The 20659-nt window shown below is 31.8% G+C and carries 18 protein-coding genes; 17 read left to right on the top strand and 1 reads right to left on the bottom strand.

Annotation, left to right across the window (positions count from 1 at the left end):
* The first annotated feature begins 2 nt into the window (after window positions 1-2).
* Genes ligA through C8269_RS02510 form a run of 8 tightly spaced genes read left to right on the top strand, consistent with a single transcriptional unit; the run spans window position 3 to window position 9034 of the window.
* The gene (gene ligA, locus C8269_RS02545) at window positions 3-2003 is read left to right on the top strand and encodes an NAD-dependent DNA ligase LigA (protein WP_106460289.1); all 2001 of its coding nucleotides are present in this window, start codon (window positions 3-5) and stop codon (window positions 2001-2003) included.
* Window position 2004: 1 nt separating this feature from the next.
* Window positions 2005-2283 (top strand): Asp-tRNA(Asn)/Glu-tRNA(Gln) amidotransferase subunit GatC, encoded by a 279-nt coding sequence (gene gatC, locus C8269_RS02540; protein WP_106460288.1) that lies wholly within the window; start codon window positions 2005-2007, stop codon window positions 2281-2283.
* 8 nt (window positions 2284-2291) lie between these two features.
* Window positions 2292-3704 carry an amidase family protein gene (locus C8269_RS02535; RefSeq protein ID WP_106460287.1) on the top strand — a complete coding sequence of 471 codons (1413 nt, stop codon included), beginning with the start codon at window positions 2292-2294 and terminating at the stop codon, window positions 3702-3704.
* On the top strand, window positions 3694-5112 hold the full coding sequence (gatB, locus tag C8269_RS02530) for an Asp-tRNA(Asn)/Glu-tRNA(Gln) amidotransferase subunit GatB (RefSeq protein WP_106460286.1): 1419 nt from the start codon (window positions 3694-3696) through the stop codon (window positions 5110-5112). Before C8269_RS02535 ends, gatB begins: the two co-directional genes overlap by 11 nt.
* Before the next feature lie 29 nt (window positions 5113-5141).
* A complete protein-coding gene (locus C8269_RS02525; RefSeq protein WP_106460285.1) occupies window positions 5142-6404 on the top strand; it encodes an amidohydrolase family protein in 1263 nt (420 codons plus the stop codon).
* Window positions 6404-7582: an NAD(P)H-hydrate dehydratase gene (locus C8269_RS02520; RefSeq protein WP_106460284.1), complete on the top strand. Its 1179-nt coding sequence runs from the start codon at window positions 6404-6406 to the stop codon at window positions 7580-7582. The genes C8269_RS02525 and C8269_RS02520 overlap by 1 nt, the downstream gene beginning before the upstream one ends.
* Window positions 7583-7584: 2 nt before the next feature.
* Window positions 7585-8694 (top strand): alanine racemase, encoded by a 1110-nt coding sequence (gene alr, locus C8269_RS02515; protein WP_106460283.1) that lies wholly within the window; start codon window positions 7585-7587, stop codon window positions 8692-8694.
* Complete coding sequence (locus C8269_RS02510; RefSeq protein WP_106460282.1) at window positions 8684-9034, top strand: type II toxin-antitoxin system PemK/MazF family toxin; 351 nt, start codon at window positions 8684-8686, stop codon at window positions 9032-9034. The genes alr and C8269_RS02510 overlap by 11 nt, the downstream gene beginning before the upstream one ends.
* A gap of 75 nt (window positions 9035-9109) precedes the next feature.
* On the opposite strand, the gene murC is transcribed toward C8269_RS02510, so the two are convergent.
* Window positions 9110-10507, bottom strand: coding sequence for a UDP-N-acetylmuramate--L-alanine ligase (gene murC / locus C8269_RS02505; RefSeq protein ID WP_106460281.1), 1398 nt, complete (start codon window positions 10505-10507; stop codon window positions 9110-9112).
* 144 nt (window positions 10508-10651) lie between these two features.
* Here murC and rpiB point away from each other — a divergent pair, with 144 nt between their 5' ends.
* From rpiB to C8269_RS02460, 9 genes are all read left to right on the top strand, one after another.
* Complete coding sequence (rpiB, locus tag C8269_RS02500) at window positions 10652-11095, top strand: ribose 5-phosphate isomerase B (protein ID WP_106460280.1); 444 nt, start codon at window positions 10652-10654, stop codon at window positions 11093-11095.
* A gap of 41 nt (window positions 11096-11136) precedes the next feature.
* On the top strand, window positions 11137-11856 hold the full coding sequence (deoD, locus tag C8269_RS02495; RefSeq protein ID WP_106460279.1) for a purine-nucleoside phosphorylase: 720 nt from the start codon (window positions 11137-11139) through the stop codon (window positions 11854-11856).
* A gap of 2 nt (window positions 11857-11858) precedes the next feature.
* Window positions 11859-13244, top strand: a complete 1386-nt coding sequence (glmU, locus tag C8269_RS02490) for a bifunctional UDP-N-acetylglucosamine diphosphorylase/glucosamine-1-phosphate N-acetyltransferase GlmU (protein ID WP_106460278.1) — start codon at window positions 11859-11861, stop codon at window positions 13242-13244.
* 2 nt (window positions 13245-13246) lie between these two features.
* The gene (locus tag C8269_RS02485) at window positions 13247-14230 is read left to right on the top strand and encodes a ribose-phosphate diphosphokinase (protein ID WP_106460277.1); all 984 of its coding nucleotides are present in this window, start codon (window positions 13247-13249) and stop codon (window positions 14228-14230) included.
* The gene (pth, locus tag C8269_RS02480; protein ID WP_106460276.1) at window positions 14230-14817 is read left to right on the top strand and encodes an aminoacyl-tRNA hydrolase; all 588 of its coding nucleotides are present in this window, start codon (window positions 14230-14232) and stop codon (window positions 14815-14817) included. The genes C8269_RS02485 and pth overlap by 1 nt, the downstream gene beginning before the upstream one ends.
* Complete coding sequence (gene mfd, locus C8269_RS02475; RefSeq protein WP_106460275.1) at window positions 14810-18301, top strand: transcription-repair coupling factor; 3492 nt, start codon at window positions 14810-14812, stop codon at window positions 18299-18301. The genes pth and mfd overlap by 8 nt, the downstream gene beginning before the upstream one ends.
* Entirely contained in the window at window positions 18302-19384 is a 1083-nt protein-coding gene (locus C8269_RS02470) for a peptidylprolyl isomerase (RefSeq protein ID WP_106460274.1), read from the top strand.
* The gene (locus C8269_RS02465; protein WP_106460273.1) at window positions 19356-20264 is read left to right on the top strand and encodes a SurA N-terminal domain-containing protein; all 909 of its coding nucleotides are present in this window, start codon (window positions 19356-19358) and stop codon (window positions 20262-20264) included. Before C8269_RS02470 ends, C8269_RS02465 begins: the two co-directional genes overlap by 29 nt.
* An 82-nt stretch (window positions 20265-20346) precedes the next feature.
* Window positions 20347-20622, top strand: coding sequence for an HU family DNA-binding protein (locus tag C8269_RS02460; protein ID WP_106460272.1), 276 nt, complete (start codon window positions 20347-20349; stop codon window positions 20620-20622).
* Window positions 20623-20659: the final 37 nt, after the last annotated feature.

The following is a 20659-nucleotide window of genomic DNA, read 5'->3' as shown; positions in this document are numbered from 1 at the left end:
ATATGGATAAAAGACAAGAACTTGAAAATTTAATAGAGCAAATAAATACACTAGACTATAGGTATTATACATTAGATAAGCCTTCAGTATCTGATGGAGAATATGATAAGCTATATGATAGGCTTGTAAGACTTCAAGAAGAACTGGATTATATACCAGATGATTCACCAACAAATAGGGTCGGAGGAGCAGTTCTTGATAAGTTCGAAAAGCACTACCACCTTACAAGACTATTAAGTCAAGATAAAGCTCAATCATATGACCAACTTAGGGACTGGATAGATAGGTGTAAACGCCTTAAAGAAAATTACGAAAGAGAAAACTCAGTTAAATTAGCTGAACTAGAATTCATCATGGAATATAAATTTGATGGACTAACGATAAATTTAACCTATGAAAATGGCCTACTACAGACTGCAGCAACAAGGGGAAACGGCTCTGTAGGTGAAGAAGTTAAGGCCCAGGTAGAGACGATAAGATCAATTCCACTAAGAATTAATGAAGAGTCTCTACTAGAAATACAGGGAGAAGCTCTGATGCCTTTATCAGAACTAGAGAGATATAATAAAGAAAACTCCCTGCAACTTAAAAATGCAAGAAATGCTGCTGCTGGTGCAATCAGAAACCTAGATACTAGCGAAACTGCTAAAAGAAGATTGACTGCATTTTTCTATGCAGTACCTACAAATTCTTTAGATTTTAAAACCGAAGAAGATATGCTAGATTTCTTAAGGGAAATGAAACTAAATGTACACCCTTATCATAAAAAAGTCAAAAATATTGATCAGATTATAGAAGAACTTGAAAGAATAGAAAAGGAAAGAAAAACATTAGATATCCTAACTGATGGGGTTGTAATAAAAATTAATGACAAAAAAACTCAAGAAGCCCTTGGATACACAAATAAATTCCCAAGATGGTCGATAGCTTATAAATTTGAAGCAGAAGAGTTTACAACAAAACTATTAGATGTAGTTTGGAATGTAGGAAGGACAGGTAAGGTCACACCATCTGCCATACTTGAGCCTGTAGATTTTTCTGGAGTAACAGTTGCTAGAGCAACTTTAAATAACTATGATGATATCCTAAGAAAAAAGGTAAAAATTGGTTCTGAAGTATTCATTAGAAGGTCAAATGACGTTATCCCTGAAATACTTGGCGTGGTAGATGAAAACCAAGAAGGAACTACAGAAATAGAAAAACCTACTAAGTGCCCTTATTGTCACAGCGAACTGATACAAGGAAATGTCCACATAATTTGTCCTAATTCCATTTCCTGCAAACCACAACTACTTGCTAGAATGGAGCATTTTGCATCAAGAAATGCAATGGATATAGAAGGTCTTTCAGAAAAAACAATTGGCCAGCTAATAGAAGAATTAGGCATTAATGAAATAGATGATATATATGATTTAAAGTATGATGATTTAATAAACCTAGATAGATTTGGGCCAAAGAAAACTAACAACTTGTTAACAGCAATAGAAGCTAGTAAAAATTGTGATCTTAATAGCTTCATCTATGCAATTGGTATACCCAATGTTGGTGAGAGAACAGCACGAGATTTAGCTAATAAGTTTAGAAGTTTTGAGAAACTAAGATTGGCCAAAGCTAGTGAACTTATAGAAGTTGAAGATATAGGTGAAATAACCGCAGAAAACATCGTAGAGTTTTTCTCAGATGAAAATATAACTTCATCAATTGATAGGTTGCTGGCAAAAGGAATTAGCATCAATAATCCACAAACAAACGATAAATCTGATAAGCTTAAAGATTTAAGCTTTGTAATCACAGGAAGTATTGACGGCTTTAATAGAGAAGATATTAAGGAACTTTTAGAAAAAAATGGAGCTAGTGTAAAAGGTTCTGTTTCAAAAAATACTGATGTTGTTCTTGCTGGTGACAAAGCTGGTTCAAAAAAGAAAAAAGCCCTAGAGCTTGAAATCGAGATATATGAAGGTGAGAAGCTAAACAAATTCTTATCTGAATTAAAAGGAGAATAAAATGAATATAAAAGAAGTAGAAAGGATATATAACCTCAGTAATCTAAGCCTAGAAAATTCTGATAAAGAGCTTATAGCTCAAAAATTCAATAAAGTCTTAGATTTTATTGAGGTGATCTTTGATGAAGATACTACAAATGTAGATATGTGTGAATATATCAGTAGACACAAGGCGGTTTTTAGGAAAGATGAGCCAAGAAAATCGCTTGATAGGGAAAAGGCACTTGAAAATGCTAAAGATACTGAATATGGCTACTTTAGATTAGACTGGAAATTATAGGAGCAATAATGGATATACAAAAATCAATAGAAGCTTATAAAGAGGGTAAGATTAGCGTTGTTGAAAACACTAAAAAAGTCCTAGAAAAGATAAAAAATGATACAACAAATGCATATATAACTTTTGATGAAGAAGACTCTATCAAAAGAGCGGAATACCTAGATAAAAAATTAGCAAACAATGAAAAACTTGGCAAGCTTTTTGGTATAGCTGTAGCAGTTAAAGATAATATATCATATAAAAATATGGATATGACCTGCGCTTCCAATATGCTAAAAGGATTTAGACCAATGTTTGATGCAAAAGTTATAGAAAATCTTCTCAAAGAAGATGCGATCATCATCGCTAAAACAAACATGGATGAATTTGCTATGGGAGCTAGAGGTAAAACCTCAGTTTTTGGTCCAGTAAAAAATCCAATTGATCCAGAAAGAGTAACCGGTGGATCATCATCAGGATCAGCGGCTGCAGTAAGCAAGGGCGATGTCTTAGTTTCACTTGGAACAGATACTGGTGGTTCTGTAAGAGGACCTGCTAGCTATTGTAATATTCTTGGTTATAAACCAAGCTATGGTATGGTAAGCAGAAATGGTGTAGTATCGATGGCAAATACCCTAGACCAAGTATCTGTTTTTGCAGAAAACATCGAAGACCTTAGAAATATAGCAAGTATAATCGCTGGACCTGATGAAAATGATATGACAGTTAGGTTAGATGCTTATGACTACAGTAGAGAAGATTATGATTTCGAGGGAAAGAAGATTGCCTATATCAGTACCAGTGATTTCTTAAATAAAGGAATAGAAGAAGAAGTTAAAAATGACTACAAGATTGGTCTAGATATGCTTAAAAATATGGGTGCTGAGCTTACAGAAATAAGTTTAAAATATTCTAAATATGCAAACCAAGTATACAATGTCGTAATGAGTTCAGAAGTTTCTTCAAACATGTCAAGATTTGATGGAATAAGATTTGGCCACCAAAGTGAAACTTATACATCAGTTGATGAATTATTTATAAATTCAAGGTCAGAAGGCTTAGGAGAAGAGGTTCAAAGAAGGATTGCACTAGGTACCATGTATCTCTCAGCTGATGATGATCAAAGAGTTTATAGACAAGGTCTAAAATTAAGAAACTTAATTAAAAAAGAGCTAGAGAGTGTATTTGAAGACTTTGATCTAATAATTACACCAACAACAATAAATCTACCACCATTTTTAGATGATGATTATAGTGATCCACTTTCTGATTTTAAGTCAGATGGATTTAACGTATTAGTTAATCTAGCAGGCATGTGTGGTATATCCCTTCCAGTAAGGAAAGGTATCTCTGGTGCTTGTCAATTCATTGCTAATAGTTATGAAGATAAAAAATTACTAAATGCTAGCGAAGAATTTTTAAGGAGAATCAATGAAAACTAAAACAATAATAGGACTTGAGATTCACGTTGAATTATCAACTGAAACAAAGATGTTTTGCTCCTGTAAAAATGAATTCGGAGCAATTCCAAATACAAATGTATGCCCAATATGTCTTGGCCATCCAGGCACCCTACCAGCAATGAATGAAAGAGCTGTAGAATTAGCTGTAATGGCAGGCCTTGCTTTTAATTGTAAGATTAGAAACAATCAAAAAGTAGATAGAAAGAAATATTTCTACCCAGACCTTGTAAAGGGCTACCAACTAACACAATTTGATAAGCCATACGCTTATGAAGGCTATCTTGAACTAACTAGCGGTAAGCATATAAATATTAGGGAAATCCACATGGAGGAAGATACTGGAAAATCTAACCACAATGATGATGACACAGTACTAATGGACTACAACAGAGCTGGAGTTCCACTAATAGAAATAGTAACAGATCCTGATATTTCTTCACCAGAAGAAGCAAGAGAGTTTGTAGAAACATTAGCTTCAACTCTAAAATTCCTAAAGGTAAGTGACTGTATTATGGCTGAAGGTTCAATGCGAGTCGATGTAAATGTCAACTTAAAAGACGAAGATACAGGCCTTAGAACAGAAATTGCAGAAATTAAAAATATCAACTCAATTAAAGCTATAGAAAACGCCCTAGAATTTGAAGTAAAAAGACAAAGAGACCTTCTTGAAAATAATCAAACTGGTGATAAAGAAACAAGAAGATGGGATGATATAAAGCTTGAAACAATTCATATGAGAAATAAAGAAGTAGGAAATGATTATAGATTTTCTGCTGATGGCGATATACCTGACATCTATTTATCAGACGAATATATAAACGATGTAGCAAAAAAGCTTCCTGAACTTCCAAAAGATAAAGAAAAAAGATATATAGCTGAGTATGGTCTATCAGCTTATGATGCAAACCTTCTAAGCCATGATAGAAACTTAGCTAAATTATTTGAAGAAACTAACATACTAGTAAAAGATGCAAATACCAGTGCAAATTGGATATTAACAGAACTTTCAAGAAGACTTAATGAGGCAGAAGAAACTGCTGATCAAATGAAATTGTCTGTAGAAAACTTTGCAAAATTAATAAATCTTGCTAAAGACAATAAGATAAATAACAACGTAGCAAAAAAATTGTTGCGTGAAATCTACCTTTCTAATGAAGATCCTGAAGTTCTTGCCCAAGAAAGAAATCTATTACAGATATCTGATTCTTCATACCTAGAAGAAATAGTAGATGAGGTTCTTAGTGAAAACCCAGAATCTATCGAAGATATCAAAAATGGTAAAGATAGAGCCTTTGGATTTTTAGTAGGTCAAGCTATGAAAAAAACCAAGGGTAAGGGTAATCCTCAAGAAATCAACAAATTACTAAAAGAAAAGATAGGAGAATAGAAAGTGTTAAAGCACTTTCTTTTTTTCAAATGACTATATTAATTAAAAATGCGAAAATACTTCCAATGGATGGGGCTGATATATTTACATCAGACTTATTCATTGAAGGTAAATACATAAAAAAAATAGAAAAAAATATAAGCGATGAAGCCGACCAAACAATAGATGCAAGTAACATGGTTCTTATGCCTGCCTTTATCAACAGCCATAGTCATGTTGGAATGAGTCTATTTAGAAATTATGGAGAAGAGGTAGACCTTTATACCTGGTTAAATGATTATATATGGCCACTAGAAGAAAGGCTTGATAATAGACAAACCTATCTTGCATCAATGCTTTCTCTAATTGAAATGGCTAATAATGGCATAGGAACCTTTGCTGACATGTACTTTTTCTCTGAAGCAACTATCAAAGCTTGCAAGGAAATTGGACTTAGGGCCCAGATCTCAAGAGGCTTATCTGTACCAGATGATGATGATTATAGGTTAAAAGAAAATATATACCTATATAAGAAATATAAAGATTATGATCTAATAGATATTGGACTTGGGCCACACGCCATCTACACATCAAATCTTGACTACCTTAAAAAGATATCTGATCTAGCCTATAAGTATAAGATGCCTATCCACATCCACCTATCAGAAACTAAAAAAGAAAATGAGGATTGTATAGAGCGCTTTGGTATGACACCAACTGAAGTCTTTGAAAAAGCTGGGATATTTAAGCATAAAACCATTGCAGCCCATGGCATTTACCTAACAGATAATGACCTAGATATAATAAAAGAAAACAAGGTATCAGTAGTTCACAACCCTTCTTCCAATCTAAAATTAAAATCAGGATTCATGAACTTATCTAGATTACTTGATAAGGGGATAAATGTATGTCTAGGTACTGATTCATCCGCTAGTAACAACAAACTTTCTATCCTTAGAGAGATGGAGCTTGCGGCACTAGTATCAAAGCTATATTCATCTAGGATAGTTACAGCAAGAGAAATACTGGAGATGGCAACTATAAATGGTGCAAAGGCCCTAGGCTTAGATGATAAAATTGGAAGTATAAAAGTGGGTAAAGAAGCTGATCTAATACTAATAGATTTATCTAATGTAAATCACACACCTACAAACAATATTTTGTCATCTCTAATATATTCAACCTATGAAAAAGACATTAAATGTACTATTGTAAATGGAAACATAGTAGCAAGAGATGGAAAGATATTAAATATTGATCAAGCTACAATATCAAATGATATATTAAAAACTTCCCAAAGGATTATGGACTAATGATTGGGATAGATATTCTTTCAATAAAAAAAATAAAAAATAAAAGTAGAAGTAATTTCCTAAGGAAAGTTTTTACAGAAAATGAAATTACCTATGCTTATAGTAAGGAAAATCCCTACCAAACCCTTGCAGGTATTTTTGCTCTGAAAGAAGCAATTATCAAGGCTTACGACCTAAAATTGTCCTATATTATTAAAAAAAGAATAGAAATTGTAAGCAATAATAATCCAATTGCATACCTTGATGGAAATAAACTTAATTCAGGTTTATCGATATCACACGACGGTGAATATGCAATTGGAGTCTGCTATAAAAAAGAAAATATGATATCTATAGATAATAAAATGAAGAACTTATTACCAAATAGACCCCACCAAAGTCATAAGGGAGACTATGGAAAAATAGCAATTTTAGGAGGATCTCCCGGCATGGCTGGCTCTTGCTATCTTACATCCCTTGCATGTTTAAGAGCAGGAGCAGGACTTGTTTATCTTTTAGTCCCACAATCTATTTCTAATATCTTAGAGATAAAATCGGTTGAGCAAATAATAAAAACTATTGATTCTAATATATTAAAGTATAATAAAAACATAATTAAGCAAATCTTATCTTCACTTGAAGATAAGGATGTACTTGCTATTGGCCCAGGTATGGGAAGAGATGAGTCTCTTAATAAATTAATTTCAGAAGTGATAGATAATTTCAATGGGAAAATAATAATCGATGCAGATGGTTTAAATGCCTTAAGCAAGGATTTGAGTATTTTGAAGAATAAGAAAAATATTATACTAACTCCTCATTTAAAGGAATTTTCTAGACTTACTGGGCTAACAATAAATAAAATAAATGAAGACAGAGTCAATATTGCAAAAAACTTTGCCAAAGAACATAAAGTTATATTGGTTCTTAAGTCTGAAAATACCCTTGTAACTGATGGTAATAAACTATATATAAACGAAATAGGAAACCCAGGCATGGCTACAGCCGGAAGCGGAGATGTCCTAACTGGTGTCATTAGCGGCATTTTACATAAATTAGAACCATTTGATGCCGCAAAACTTGGTGTTTATATTCATTCCCTAGCAGGAGATTTGGCAGTAGCAGATTTATGTGAAGATTCTCTTATTGCTAGCGATATAATAGCTTATTTAGCCAGAGCTATAAGGCTTATGAGGTAGTTATGCTAGAAAATTATTTAGTTGTTAACATAGATAAAATAAGAGAAAATATAATTAACATAAAAAATGAGTCTGGTTCTTTGTTTTGCGCAGTTGTAAAGGCTAATGCTTATGGATTAGGTTCTGTTGAAATTAGCCAAAATATCGAAGATATTGTTGATTATTTTGCTGTCGCAAGATTACAAGAAGCTTTAAAATTAAGAAAAAACAATATTACTAAACCAATACTAGTTCTAGGCTATGTAGGAATTGATGATATTAAACTTTGCCATGACTATAATATTGATATAACGATATATGACTTAGATTTTGCTAAGGAAATTAACAACTTAGATTATAAAGTCAATTGCCATCTAGCTCTAGATACAGGTCATAGTAGGCTTGGATTTAGAGAGTTTGAAATCGATAAAATTAATAAGCTAAAATACTTAAAAAATCTTAATATAATAGCTGCCTTCAGTCATTTCTCCACAGCAGATGAAGAAGACACCAACTATACAGATGAACAATATAAGGTATTTAATCAAATGCTGGATGCTATTGATTTAAATTTCGATTTTGTACATATTTCAAATTCTGCAGGAGCTATTAAACATCATATCTATAAGAATATGATAAGGGTAGGTCTTGCCATGTATGGCTTATATCCATCGGATGTTGTGAAAAAAGATACTACTATAAAATTATCTAGATCATTTAATCTTTATTCAACTGTATCCTTTGTCAAAAAGATAAAAAAAGGGACTGGTGTAAGCTATGGTAGAACCTTCATAGCAGATAAGGATATGGAAATTGCTACTGTCACTATTGGTTATGCAGATGGATATTTAAGATCATTTTCCAATGTAGGAGAAGTTTATATTAATGGTAAGCCATGTAGGGTTCTTGGTAGAGTTTGTATGGACCAAATTATGGTTGATGTAAGTGGTTTGGATGTTAAGATTGGTGATAGGGTAGAAATATACAAAGATATAGACCTTGAAGCAAGTAAGGCATCTACAATTTCTTATGAGCTTATGACTAATATCTCTCTAAGAGTTAATAGAATCTATATTAGGAATGGTAAAGAGTTAAATACGCACATTGATTTAGGAGAAATTTATGAAAGTTAGAAGAGGTGATCTATATTACGCTGACTTATCTCCTGTCGTAGGAAGTGAGCAGGGTGGCGTTAGACCTGTTATTGTAGTGCAAAATGATGTTGGTAATAAGTATTCTCCGACAATTATTGTTGCACCAGTTACAAGTCAAATGAATAAGGCTAAACTTCCAACCCATGTTAAAATTAAGGGAAATAAATATGGGCTTCCTAAAAATTCTGTAGCCCTTATGGAACAATTAAGGACCATAGATAAGAAAAGACTAAGGGAAAAAATTGGAAGCTTCTCAAATGACATAATGAATAAAATAAATGAAGCGATATCTATTTCTTTAGCTTTAGAAAATGATTAATACATAAAAAGGACTTTTGTAAATGACGCTATAAAGAATTTATAGCTATATAAACATAAGTCCTTTTTTTATCTCTTATTTATTTTTAAAGTCATTCACTATCATCTTAGCAAGTTCGTCTGGATTACCGCATCCTGTTGTTATAACTAGATCATCATCTCTTATAATCTCATAAATATAATCTCTTGCTTCTTCAAATGTAGATAGATATTTAGCATTTAAGCCTTTTTTTACCATGGCATCTACGACATCCTTTGAATGTATACTAGGATCAAATTTTTCCCTTGCAGCGTAAATATCTGTGACAATAACTTCATCTGCTGCATCAAAACTATTTAAAAAATCATTAAATAAAGTTTTTGTTCTTGAATAAGTGTGAGGCTGCCACACACAAATCAACCTTCCTTTTGTATGCTCTGCTATAGCATTTAGGGTTACTAGAATTTCAGAAGGGTGGTGACCGTAATCAGTCATGATGGTAACATTATTTACATGTCCAATTATCTGCATCCTTCTATCGAGGCCCTTGTATTTTTTAATATTTTCTTTAATAGTCTCTATATCAATTCCATTTTCATATGTTGAAATTATAGCTGCCATTGCATTGTTTATGTTATGTCTACCTATTACACCTAAGGAGAAATGTTCAAAAGAACCATTTCTTAGCTTAAGATCAAAGCTTGGTCTTCCTATATCATCAAATACTATATTTGTTGCATTATAATCTGCGTTTGGATTTTCTTGACCATAAGTTATAAGCTGACCTTGAACAGCATCTAGGATAAGCTTATTATTCTCTTCATTTAAGTTGAGTATTGTTTTAGAGTTTTTGTCTTGATTTCTAAGATATTCCTTAAATGTATTTACTATATCATCCAAATCTTTATAATAATCTAAATGATCTTCATCTATATTTAAAATTATAACAGTTTGAGGAAAGTAGTATCTAATATTACCCTTATATTCACAAGCTTCTGTTACTAGATAATCTTCACTACCAACTTTAACATTACCCTTCATTTCATCCAAATTTCCACCTAATAAAATTGTGGCATCTTCATCAGAATGAAGCAAGATCTTAGATATCATAGAAGTTGTTGTTGACTTGCCATGCGAACCAGATACAGCTATAGAGTTTTTGTAATTTCTCATAAGAGCTCCAAGGAAAACTCCTCTAGTAACTACCGGAACATCAAGCATTTTTGCTGCTATTAATTCCTCGTTATCATCTGCGATAGCATCAGTGTATACAACTAAATCAGGGTTTTGGATATTTTCTTTTCTTTGCCCTATATAAACCTCTATTCCAAGTTTAATGAGACCCTTTACAGAATCAGAAAGGCTTCTATCAGAACCAGTGACTTCATATCCTTTTTCAAGTAGTAAGTGAGCTAGTCCACTCATTGATATTCCACCTATACCGATAAAATGAACACGATTATAATCATGTTCATTTAAATTAAATTCAAACATATATTCTCCTTATAGTAGTCTAATCATAAGTAATTTTATTATATTATACCATATTTAATCTTGATATCTTGTCAAGTAATACTTTGAATATATCAAAGGATGACGTATATTTATTATAGAATATAAAGTAAAAAAGGAGGGTTCATGAAATTTGTTTTAGCCAATGACCATGGGGGAATTGATTTAGAGCCAGTGGTTAAAGAAAAGCTTGAAGATCTAGGCCATGAAGTCATTCATGTTGGAACTTTCGATAAAAATTCTTGTGATTACAGTGACTTTGCTGTAAAAGCTTGCGAAAAAATCAAAGCCGGCGAGGCTGATTTTGGCGTACTTATATGTGGAACAGGTCTAGGAATGAGTATTTCTGCCAATAAAATCAAAGGAATAAGAGCTGCATGTGTTTCTGAACCATTTTCAGCTAAAATGTCTAGAGCACACAATAATGCAAACGTATTATGCTTAGGTGCTAGAGTAATAGGTTCTGAATTATGTAAGATGATAGTAGAAGAATTTGCTACTACAGATTTTGAAGGCGATCGCCACCAAAGACGTATAGATAAAATAAGTAAAATAGAAGAGAATAACTGAGACTTTTGAAGTCTCTATTTTTATTAATAAAGGAGAGATTAATGACAATACCAACACCTCATATTTCAGCAACAAGCAAAGACCAAATTGCAAAAACTGTACTTATGCCTGGAGATCCTCTAAGAGCCAAGTTTATAGCTGATAACTTCTTAGAAAATGTTGAACAATTTAATGAAACTCGTGGAATGCTTGGATATACTGGCTATTATAAGGGAAAAAGAGTTTCTGTGATGGGCTCAGGTATGGGTATACCATCATCAATGATTTATTACAACGAATTATTCAAATTCTATGATGTAGATTGCATCATTAGGGTAGGAACTGCTGGTTCTATGCAAGAAGATGTAAAACTACATGACATTGTAATTGCTACCTCTGCTTGTTCAGAATCATCCATAAATGATAACTTATTTGGCAACATACATTTTTCATCAACCCCTGATTTTGAGCTTCTAATGAAAGCTTATAATAAATCAATCGATCTTGGATACACAACCCATTGTGGTCAAGTACATTCTTCAGACCAATTCTATTCTGAAATGGAACCAAAAGTTTTTGAAAACCTTAGAAAATACGGTATTCTTTGTGTAGAAATGGAATCATATGGTTTGTTTATGGCCGCTAGAAAACATGGCAAAAAAGGTCTTGGAATATTTACAATATCTGACTCCTTAATAGAAAATGTAGCAGACAGTGCAGAAAATAGACAAAAATCTTATACAAATATGATGGAACTAGCCCTAGAAGTAGCAGAAGATTAATAATGATTAAAACAATAATAATGGCAGCAGGAGAAGGTACCAGGATGAAGTCAAATACTTCTAAGGTACTTCACAAACTGCTCAATAAAGAAATAATAAAATATGTAACAGATGCTAGTAATTTTGAAGACTCAGAAACAATATTGATAGCAGGTAAAAATAAGCCCAAACTAGAAAGTCTCTTTCCAGATTTTAAAATTGTTGAACAAAAAATCGGTCCTGGTATACCTTATGGCACAGGCTATGCTGTAAGCCTAGCTATGAACCTAATAGAGGATAATGACCAAGTATTAATACTTAATGGTGATATCCCTTTAATCAAAAAAGATTCTTTAGAAGAATTTGTTTCATATCACAAGCAAAATAAAAGTGCTTGTACTATCCTATCTACAACCATAGATAATCCAAAAGGTTATGGTCGTATAATCAGAAATGATAATAATGAGTTTACTGCAATTATAGAAGATAGGGACCTTGAAGATAAGCAAAGAGATATCAAAGAAATAAATGTTGGTATATACATCTTTAAAGCAAAAGATTTAAAAGAATCTCTTGCAAAAATAGATTCAAACAACGATCAAAACGAGCTATACTTAACAGATTGTATAGGGATTTTAAAATCAGCTGGTAAAAAAGTAAGTGCATATGTAAATTCTGATACCGATCAATTTTATGGCATAAATAACAAATTTGAACTAAATCAGGCAAACAAAATCCTTCAAATAAGAATTAACAAGGCCTACATGCTTGATGGAGTAATAATTGAATCTCCAGAAACAACTTTTATTGAGCCAGGAGTTGAAATTGGTAAGGACACTATAATATCTGGTTTTGTAAAAATATATGGCAAAAGTAAAATCGGTGAAAATTGCTATATAGACGGAACTTCAAGAATTACTAATTCTATCATTGAAGACAATGTTAGAATTGATAATGCCATATTAGATAATGCTTATATGGAAAAAGATAGCAACATCGGACCATTTGCAAGATTAAGACCAAATGCTCATATAGGGGAAGCTGTACACATTGGTAATTTCGTAGAAGTTAAAAATTCAAGCCTTGGTAATGGCACAAAAGCTGGACACTTAGCTTACATAGGTGATAGTGATTTAGGATCAAATATAAATATTGGCTGCGGGGTTGTATTTGTTAATTATGACGGTAAATATAAACATAGGTCAATAATAGAAGATGATGCTTTTATAGGATCTAATGCAAACATTGTAGCACCTGTTCATGTCAAAAAAGAAGGTTTTGTAGCGGCTGGTTCTACAATAACTGAAGATGTTGATTCTGGGGAATTAATAATTGAAAGAGCTGAACAAAAGCATGTAAAAGGCTACGTCGAAAAAAAGAAACAAAGGGATAAAAATCATAAGGAGTAGAAATGACACTAACAAGAAACACCTACGTTCAAAGGGGAGAACTAAAACTATTATCTGGTAATTCTAATATTAAACTTGCACAAAGTGTTGCAAAAAATCTTGGAATAAATTTAACTGAAGCAGATATTAACAAATTCAAAGATGGAGAAATAAGCATCAAAATCAACGAATCTATAAGGGGAAAAGATGTATTTATAATGCAACCAACCTCAGCACCAACTAACGATAATATCATGGAATTGTTAATAATGATTGATGCTTGTAGGAGGGCCTCAGCCGGTTATATAAACGCTGTAATACCATACTATGGATATGCAAGACAAGATAGAAAAACCAGAGGAAGAGAGCCGATAACAGCTAAACTAGTAGCAAATTTATTAACAGTAGCAGGTGCTAACAGGGTAATAACAATGGATCTTCACGCTGGACAAATCCAAGGATACTTTGATATACCAGTGGACCATTTTTCAGCAATCAGGCTGCTATCTACTCACTTTAAATCATTTGCCTATGATAAACCAGAAGAATTTGTTGTAGTAAGTCCTGACTTAGGTGGAGTAAGACGTGCAAGAGAATTTGCTGATTATCTAAAACTTCCTATAGCAATTATAGAAAAAAGAAGACCAATGCCAAATGTTTCTGAAGTAATGTCAGTAATCGGTGACTTTGAAGGAAAGCATGCTATAATTGTTGACGATATGATTGATACAGCAGGAACAATTACAAACGCTGCAGACTTCTTAGTTGAGCATGGTGCAAAAGATGTATACTTAGTTGCAACTCACGGAGTATTTTCAGGAGATGCAATCAAGAAACTTCAAAAACCATCAGTCAAAGAGGTAATAATAACAGATACAATAGAATTACCTGAAGAAAAGAAAATAGATAAAATAGTTCAATTATCAATAGCGCCTTTACTTGCAGAAGCCATTCATAGGATAAACACCTACGAATCTATAAGCGGACTATTTTCGGTTCTTGAATAATGTATTTTATAGTAGGACTAGGCAATCCAGGTTTACAATATGAAAATACCAGGCATAATGCAGGATTTTTAACAATAGATTATATTGCATCTAAATACAATATAGACGTAAGAAGGTCTAAATTTAAATCTTTATATGGTCAGGGAGAAATCTCTGGCCAAAAAGTTATGCTCATTAAGCCCCAAACTTTTATGAACAACTCTGGGGAAGCCGTAAGAGAAATTAAAAACTTTTATAAATTTGATAGTGACAAGCTAATTGTAATATATGATGATATTGATATAGAGTTTGGCACGATTAGAATTAGAAAAAAAGGTTCTGCAGGTACCCATAATGGAATGAAATCTATAATTTACCAAATTCAAGATGATAATTTTCCAAGAATTAAGATAGCAGTTGGTAAAAAACCTGAGTATATGAATCTGGCTAATTTTGTCCTATCAGGATTTAGCCAAAAAGAAGTAAGTGTAATAGAAGATGAGATAAGACTTGCATCTGATGCAATCGAAACTATCTTAGCTGACAGCATTGACAAGTCCATGAATAAATTCAATTCTATTAAACTATTGGAAGAAGATAATGAATAAATTAATTGAAAAATTAATTAATCTCGATCAAGTAAAAAACATAAAAGACAATATAGGATTTAATAGTCCAATATATATTCAGGGCCTAAGTGAAGGTATAAAAACTCACCTGGCTCTAGCTTTGTTTGAATTATTAGATAAAAATATAGTAATCATATGCGAAAATAACAAAACAAGCGAAAAATTTGTCTCAAGTATCAATGAAATAAAAGATATAGCTAAAAACTACCCAGGACTTGAGACTAACTTTTATAATATAAAAAGTATTGATGATTCAAAGCTAGACAAAAGACTTGATGTCTTAATTAGCTTAGCTAATAAAGAAAAGTTTATCACTGCAACAACAATTGAAGCTTTAAAAAATAAACTAACACCTTTAGAGAAATTTAATGAGTCATTTGTTATAATTAACGAGGAATCTATAATTGGTGTAAATGATTTAATAAATAAACTTATAAAGCTCAACTATAATCCTAGTGATTTTGTTGAGGATAAGGGAGATTTTGCAAAAAGGGGCTCGATTATAGATTTATGGCCAATAAATTATGAAAAACCAGTTAGAATTGAGCTATTCGACGATGAGATTGATTCTATAAGAGTTTTTGATAATGACAGCCAAAGGACAATAAATAAGCTAGAATCAGTAAAAATTTATCCAGCTAGTGAGCTTCTTTATGATAAAGACGACTATAAATCAGTAATAAATCTTATCAATTCCGATATCAAAAAGAAAAAAATAAAAGATAGTAGAGATCAAAAGCTTGTAGATAAATATAAACAAATTATCTCATATCTAGATCAAAGCATGTATATCGCAAATAAAGATTTAATCACTGCCTATAGAGATAATAGTTATTCTTCTATGCTTGATTATTTAGATAAGGACACAGTTTTTATCTTTGATGATGTATCAAGAGTATATGAATCTACATTAAAGTTAGATGAAAAATTTGATTACGATCTTGCCTATCAAATGGAAAATGGTGAAGTTTTTAGAACTTTTGAAAAGTATTCAATTAGCACAAATGACATTTACAAGCAAATTGAAGATTTTGAAATAGTTAACTTCACATCAATTTTAAAAAGATCAAAACTTTTTTCACCACGAAAAATTATAGAATTGAAGTCAATCGAAGCAGAAAGTTTCAATAAAAATATTAAATCTTTTATAGATACTTGTATTGAGCTCGTCAATATGGATAGCAAAGTCTTCATATTTTCTGGATCTGAAACTAAAAAAGATAATATTTTAAAAGCATTTATTGAAAACTCATTCGCTCTAGTTGGTGATGAAAATAACGACCCTAACTTTGATACTATTCCGATTATAGTATCAGAAAAAAAGGCTAGTGAAGGATATTACGTTAAAGATATAAATCTAAACGTATTTACTAGCAAGGAAATATTCGGCAAATCAAACCTATCTAAGAAGAAAGCAAATAAAAAGACCACTTCTAAAAGTATTATAAATTACTCAGATCTTGAAATAGGGGATTATGTTGTCCATGAAAATAACGGTATAGGGATTTATAAGGGTCTTACAAAAATCGAAAGAAATGATGTTGAAAAAGACTTCATTCTAATAGAGTATAGGGGTAATGATAAGCTATATATCCCAGTCGATCAGATGAACCTTGTTAGCAAATATATAGGAAATAGGGGAGAAAAACCTAAATTATCCGCTCTTGGATCTACCCAGTGGCAGAAGTCAAAGCTAAAAGCCAAGAAAGCTGTTGACGAGATAGCTGATGACTTAGTTAAATTATACGCTGAAAGAGCTAAGCAAAAAGGACATGCTTTTTCTAAGGATACAACCTGGCAAGAGGAATTTGAAAATTCATTTGCCTATGATGAAACCTATTCTCAATTAAGAAGTATAGATGAAATAAAGGCCGATATGGAAAGCGACTTACCGATGGATAGACTATTATGCGGTGATGTAGGCTATGGAAAAACTGAAGTTGCTTTAAGAGCTGCATTTAAGGCTATTATGGATGGCTATCAAGTAGCATTCTTAGTCCCAACTACAATACTTGCCAACCAACACTACCATACAATGATCGAGAGGTTTAAAGACTTTCCAGTCACATCTGCAGTCCTATCAAGATTTAATACAAAAACGAAAGATGAGGAAATATTAAAGGGTATAAAAACTGGAAAAATTGATATAGTTGTCGGTACCCATAGGCTTTTGTCAAAAGACATTAAATTTAAAAAATTAGGTCTTTTGATAATAGATGAGGAGCAGAGGTTTGGTGTCAAACACAAGGAACAATTTAAGAAGTTTAAATCATCTATAGATGTCTTAACCTTATCAGCAACCCCAATCCCAAGAACCCTACAAATGTCTTTATCTGGAATTAGAGATTTATCGACCCTTGATGAACCTCCAGAGGAAAGACTACCAGTCAATACCTATGTTTTAGAATTTGACCATAGTATCATAAGAGACTCAATTTTGAGAGAAATCAATAGAGATGGCCAAGTATTTTTCGTATACAATAGAGTAAATGATATAGAAAAAATTTACTTAATGCTCAAGGACTTAGTTCCTGAAGCAAGTATTGACATCATCCATGGACAAATGAGTCCAAGACAAATTGAAAATATTATGCTTGATTTCTTAGAGGGTAAAACTGATATATTGCTCTCAACTACAATAATTGAGACTGGTATGGATATAAAAAATGTAAATACCATAATAATATATGATTCTGACCTAATGGGTCTATCTCAGCTTTATCAGCTAAAGGGGAGAATAGGTAGGGGATATAGGTCATCCTACGCTTATTTTACTTATAGGCAGGGGAAAGTCTTAACAGAAATTGGTGAAAAGCGTCTCAAATCAATTAAAGACTTTTCTGATTTTGGCTCAGGTTATAAGATTGCAATGAAAGATCTAGAACTAAGAGGCGCTGGAAACCTACTAGGAGAAAGCCAATCAGGTCATGTTGAAGCGGTTGGTTATGACCTATATGTTAAATTTTTACAAGAAGCTGTAGAAAAAGCAAGTGGTAAAGAAGTAAAAATCAAAGAAATAAACCAAACTTATATAGACATAAAAATCGACGCTTACCTACCTAATTCCTATATAAGCGATCCCAGCCAAAAAATTGAAATTTATAACAGAATAGCAAATATTTCTGATAAGGAAGATTATGAACTTTTAGTTGAAGAATTAATAGATGTATATGGAGATATTCCATTAATAGTGGATAATATAATGTATGTATCTTTGATTAAATCTTTAGCATCATACAATGGTATAACAGAGATTAGGGAAGTTAATAACGAAATCAATTTGTATTTCCAATCAAGAGATTACTATAGTTTTGATGAATTGAAGTTAATTAACGAAGGATATAAGGGTAAAATGAGTCTTGATTTATCAAATAAGCCAGCCTTCAAAATTCCATCAAGCAGAAGTAAATTACTTGACACATATGAACTTTTAGATACAATTAACAAAATAAGGAGAAATTAAATGAAAAAGAAATTATTAACAATTATGTTAGCATCAACAATGGTGCTAGGAGCTTGCGGAAATCAAGCAAGTAATGAAAAGAATGCAGATCAAAAAGTAAGTAGCCAAGAAGCAGCTAAAGAATTAGGTAAAGATAACATAGCTATCGTAAATGGCGAAAAAATTAGCAAAGACGACTATAAAAAAGAAATGCAATTTTATGGAGCAATGCTAGCAAGCAGACAAAACCTTAAAAATTCAATAGTTCAGATGATGGTTCAAGATAAACTTATAGCGGACGATATGAAGAAAAATAAAATTGAAGTTGCTGATAAAGATGTAAATGACTCATTTATGAACTCTGTAAAACAATTTGGTGGTCAAGAACAATTTGATAAAATGCTCGATGACTATAATATGGACGTTGAAAAATTCAAAGAAACTGTAAAAAAAGATTTAATGTACCAAAAACATAGAGAATGGTTTAATAAAGAACACCCTGTTACAGATGATGAAATTAAGAAATATTATGAAGATAATAAGGATCAATTTGCAAAAAGAGATGCCGCTCATATCCTAGTAGCAGATGAAAACACAGCCAAAGAAATCAAAGAAAAACTAAACAATGGTGAAGATTTCGCAGCTCTTGCTAAAGAATACTCAACAGATACTGCTAATGCAGCAAATGGCGGAGAACTTGGAACTTTTTCTAAAGGTCAAATGGTAAAAGAATTTGAAGACGCTGTTTTTGCACTAAAAGAAGGTGAGATTTCTGATCCAGTAAAGACTCAATTTGGATATCACATAATAAAACTAAACAAAATTGCAGATTCTCTAGAAGATAATAAAGAAGCTATTAAGAAAACCCTTGAAGATAAAAAGTATTCCGATTACATCAAAGAGTTAAATGAAAAGGCAAATGTTGTAACAGAGACAAGCCTAGCTAAAGATAAATCTACAGAAGAAAAGCTAAATGAGGCCAACAAAGAAGATAAGAAAGATACTGAAGAAGCTACAGAAAAAGGTAATAAAGAAGATTCAAAATCAGACGAAAAAGAAGCTGAAACAAAAGAAGATGAAGCCGATAAGAAAGATAATAACTAGTTTTTTATACCTAACTTGTATATCATTTTTATTAGCTTCTTGCAACAAGGGCCCTGATACTTCAAGTGCAGTTGCCCTTGTTGATAATAAGGCTATTGATAAAGATACTTATAATAGTGAACTTGAGTTTTATTTAAATTACTATAGCAACAAATACGGTCCAAATTATCTTGAAAGTAAAGATAAAGCTGGTAAAACAAAAAAGGAATCACTTCAAGAAAAGCTTCTGGAATCAATGATTAAAGATCAGGTAATGCTAAATGATCTTGAAAAACATAAAATTGAAATAGATGATAATACCGCAAATAAAATAAGAAGTGAAATGGAGAAAAAACTTGGAGATAAGGATTCACTAAAAGCTAATATTAAAGCTTTAAATGTGAGTGATAGTGAGTTTTCTGACATTATCTTTAATGATTCAATTAGAAGGATGCATTATGATTTCTTTCTTTCAAATAGCGGTATTAAAGATTCTGAGATTCTTAAACATTACAAAGAGAATGAACAACTTCACAAAATGTATAAGTATAATATGCTTAAATTTGATGATAAAATCGAAGCTGAAAGGATAAAATCTATAATAAAATCACAGTTAGATTTTAGAAAGCTTCTTACAAACTCTATAAAATCCTACGATGTTTTTAACTCAGATTTTGTATATGAAGATGATCCCATTCTTTTAGCATCCAAAGTAAAAGAAAAAGATAAAGTAAGTGAAATATTTGAATATGACGGAAAATACAATATTTTAATGGTTAACTCATATAATGAGAACGAAAATGAACTCTTGATGCAAGCAAAAGAAATTTATTTAAAAGATGCATACAGAAAATATCTAAACAAATTAATTAAATCTAGTAAAATAAAGCTTTTTATTTGATGAATGCTTGAAATTATTTAATTTGTTATGTATAATCATTCTTAGAGTTAAACAGATATCATGTTGATTTATAGGAGGAAATATGAATAAATCAGAATTATTAAATAGTATATCAGAAAAAAGTGGGCTTAAAAAAGTCGAAGCTGAAAAAGCACTTAACGCATTCTTAGAATCAGTTCAAGAAGCTTTAGTAGCAGGAGACAAAGTTCAATTAGTTGGTTTTGGTACATTCGAAGTAAGAGACAGAAAAGCTAGAGAAGGTAGAAACCCAAGAAAACCTGATGAAGTAATTCAAATCCCAGCTTCAAAAGCTCCAGTTTTCAAAGCTGGTAAAACTCTTAAAGAAGCAGTTAATTAATTAAATCTAATATTAAAAAAGCGGTCCTTGAAATAAA

The organism is Anaerococcus sp. Marseille-P3915 (assembly GCF_900258475.1).
Taxonomy (GTDB): domain Bacteria; phylum Bacillota; class Clostridia; order Tissierellales; family Peptoniphilaceae; genus Anaerococcus; species Anaerococcus kampingae.
The sequence above is the reverse complement of the archived record's forward strand: the minus strand, read 5'-3'. Positions and strand labels throughout refer to the sequence as shown.

Excerpts from the sequence above, each read along its gene's own strand:
- murC (WP_106460281.1), bottom strand. The coding sequence starts at position 10,507 with ATGTTTGAATTTAATTTAAATGAACATGATTATAATCGTGTTCATTTT.
- alr (WP_106460283.1), top strand. The coding sequence starts at position 7,585 with ATGCTAGAAAATTATTTAGTTGTTAACATAGATAAAATAAGAGAAAAT.
- rpiB (WP_106460280.1), top strand. The coding sequence starts at position 10,652 with ATGAAATTTGTTTTAGCCAATGACCATGGGGGAATTGATTTAGAGCCA.
- C8269_RS02465 (WP_106460273.1), top strand. The coding sequence starts at position 19,356 with ATGAAGCCGATAAGAAAGATAATAACTAGTTTTTTATACCTAACTTGT.
- glmU (WP_106460278.1), top strand. The coding sequence starts at position 11,859 with ATGATTAAAACAATAATAATGGCAGCAGGAGAAGGTACCAGGATGAAG.
- C8269_RS02460 (WP_106460272.1), top strand. The coding sequence starts at position 20,347 with ATGAATAAATCAGAATTATTAAATAGTATATCAGAAAAAAGTGGGCTT.
- pth (WP_106460276.1), top strand. The coding sequence starts at position 14,230 with ATGTATTTTATAGTAGGACTAGGCAATCCAGGTTTACAATATGAAAAT.
- C8269_RS02470 (WP_106460274.1), top strand. The coding sequence starts at position 18,302 with ATGAAAAAGAAATTATTAACAATTATGTTAGCATCAACAATGGTGCTA.
- gatB (WP_106460286.1), top strand. The coding sequence starts at position 3,694 with ATGAAAACTAAAACAATAATAGGACTTGAGATTCACGTTGAATTATCA.
- ligA (WP_106460289.1), top strand. The coding sequence starts at position 3 with ATGGATAAAAGACAAGAACTTGAAAATTTAATAGAGCAAATAAATACA.
- deoD (WP_106460279.1), top strand. The coding sequence starts at position 11,137 with ATGACAATACCAACACCTCATATTTCAGCAACAAGCAAAGACCAAATT.
- C8269_RS02485 (WP_106460277.1), top strand. The coding sequence starts at position 13,247 with ATGACACTAACAAGAAACACCTACGTTCAAAGGGGAGAACTAAAACTA.
- gatC (WP_106460288.1), top strand. The coding sequence starts at position 2,005 with ATGAATATAAAAGAAGTAGAAAGGATATATAACCTCAGTAATCTAAGC.
- C8269_RS02525 (WP_106460285.1), top strand. The coding sequence starts at position 5,142 with ATGACTATATTAATTAAAAATGCGAAAATACTTCCAATGGATGGGGCT.
- C8269_RS02520 (WP_106460284.1), top strand. The coding sequence starts at position 6,404 with ATGATTGGGATAGATATTCTTTCAATAAAAAAAATAAAAAATAAAAGT.
- C8269_RS02510 (WP_106460282.1), top strand. The coding sequence starts at position 8,684 with ATGAAAGTTAGAAGAGGTGATCTATATTACGCTGACTTATCTCCTGTC.
- C8269_RS02535 (WP_106460287.1), top strand. The coding sequence starts at position 2,292 with ATGGATATACAAAAATCAATAGAAGCTTATAAAGAGGGTAAGATTAGC.
- mfd (WP_106460275.1), top strand. The coding sequence starts at position 14,810 with ATGAATAAATTAATTGAAAAATTAATTAATCTCGATCAAGTAAAAAAC.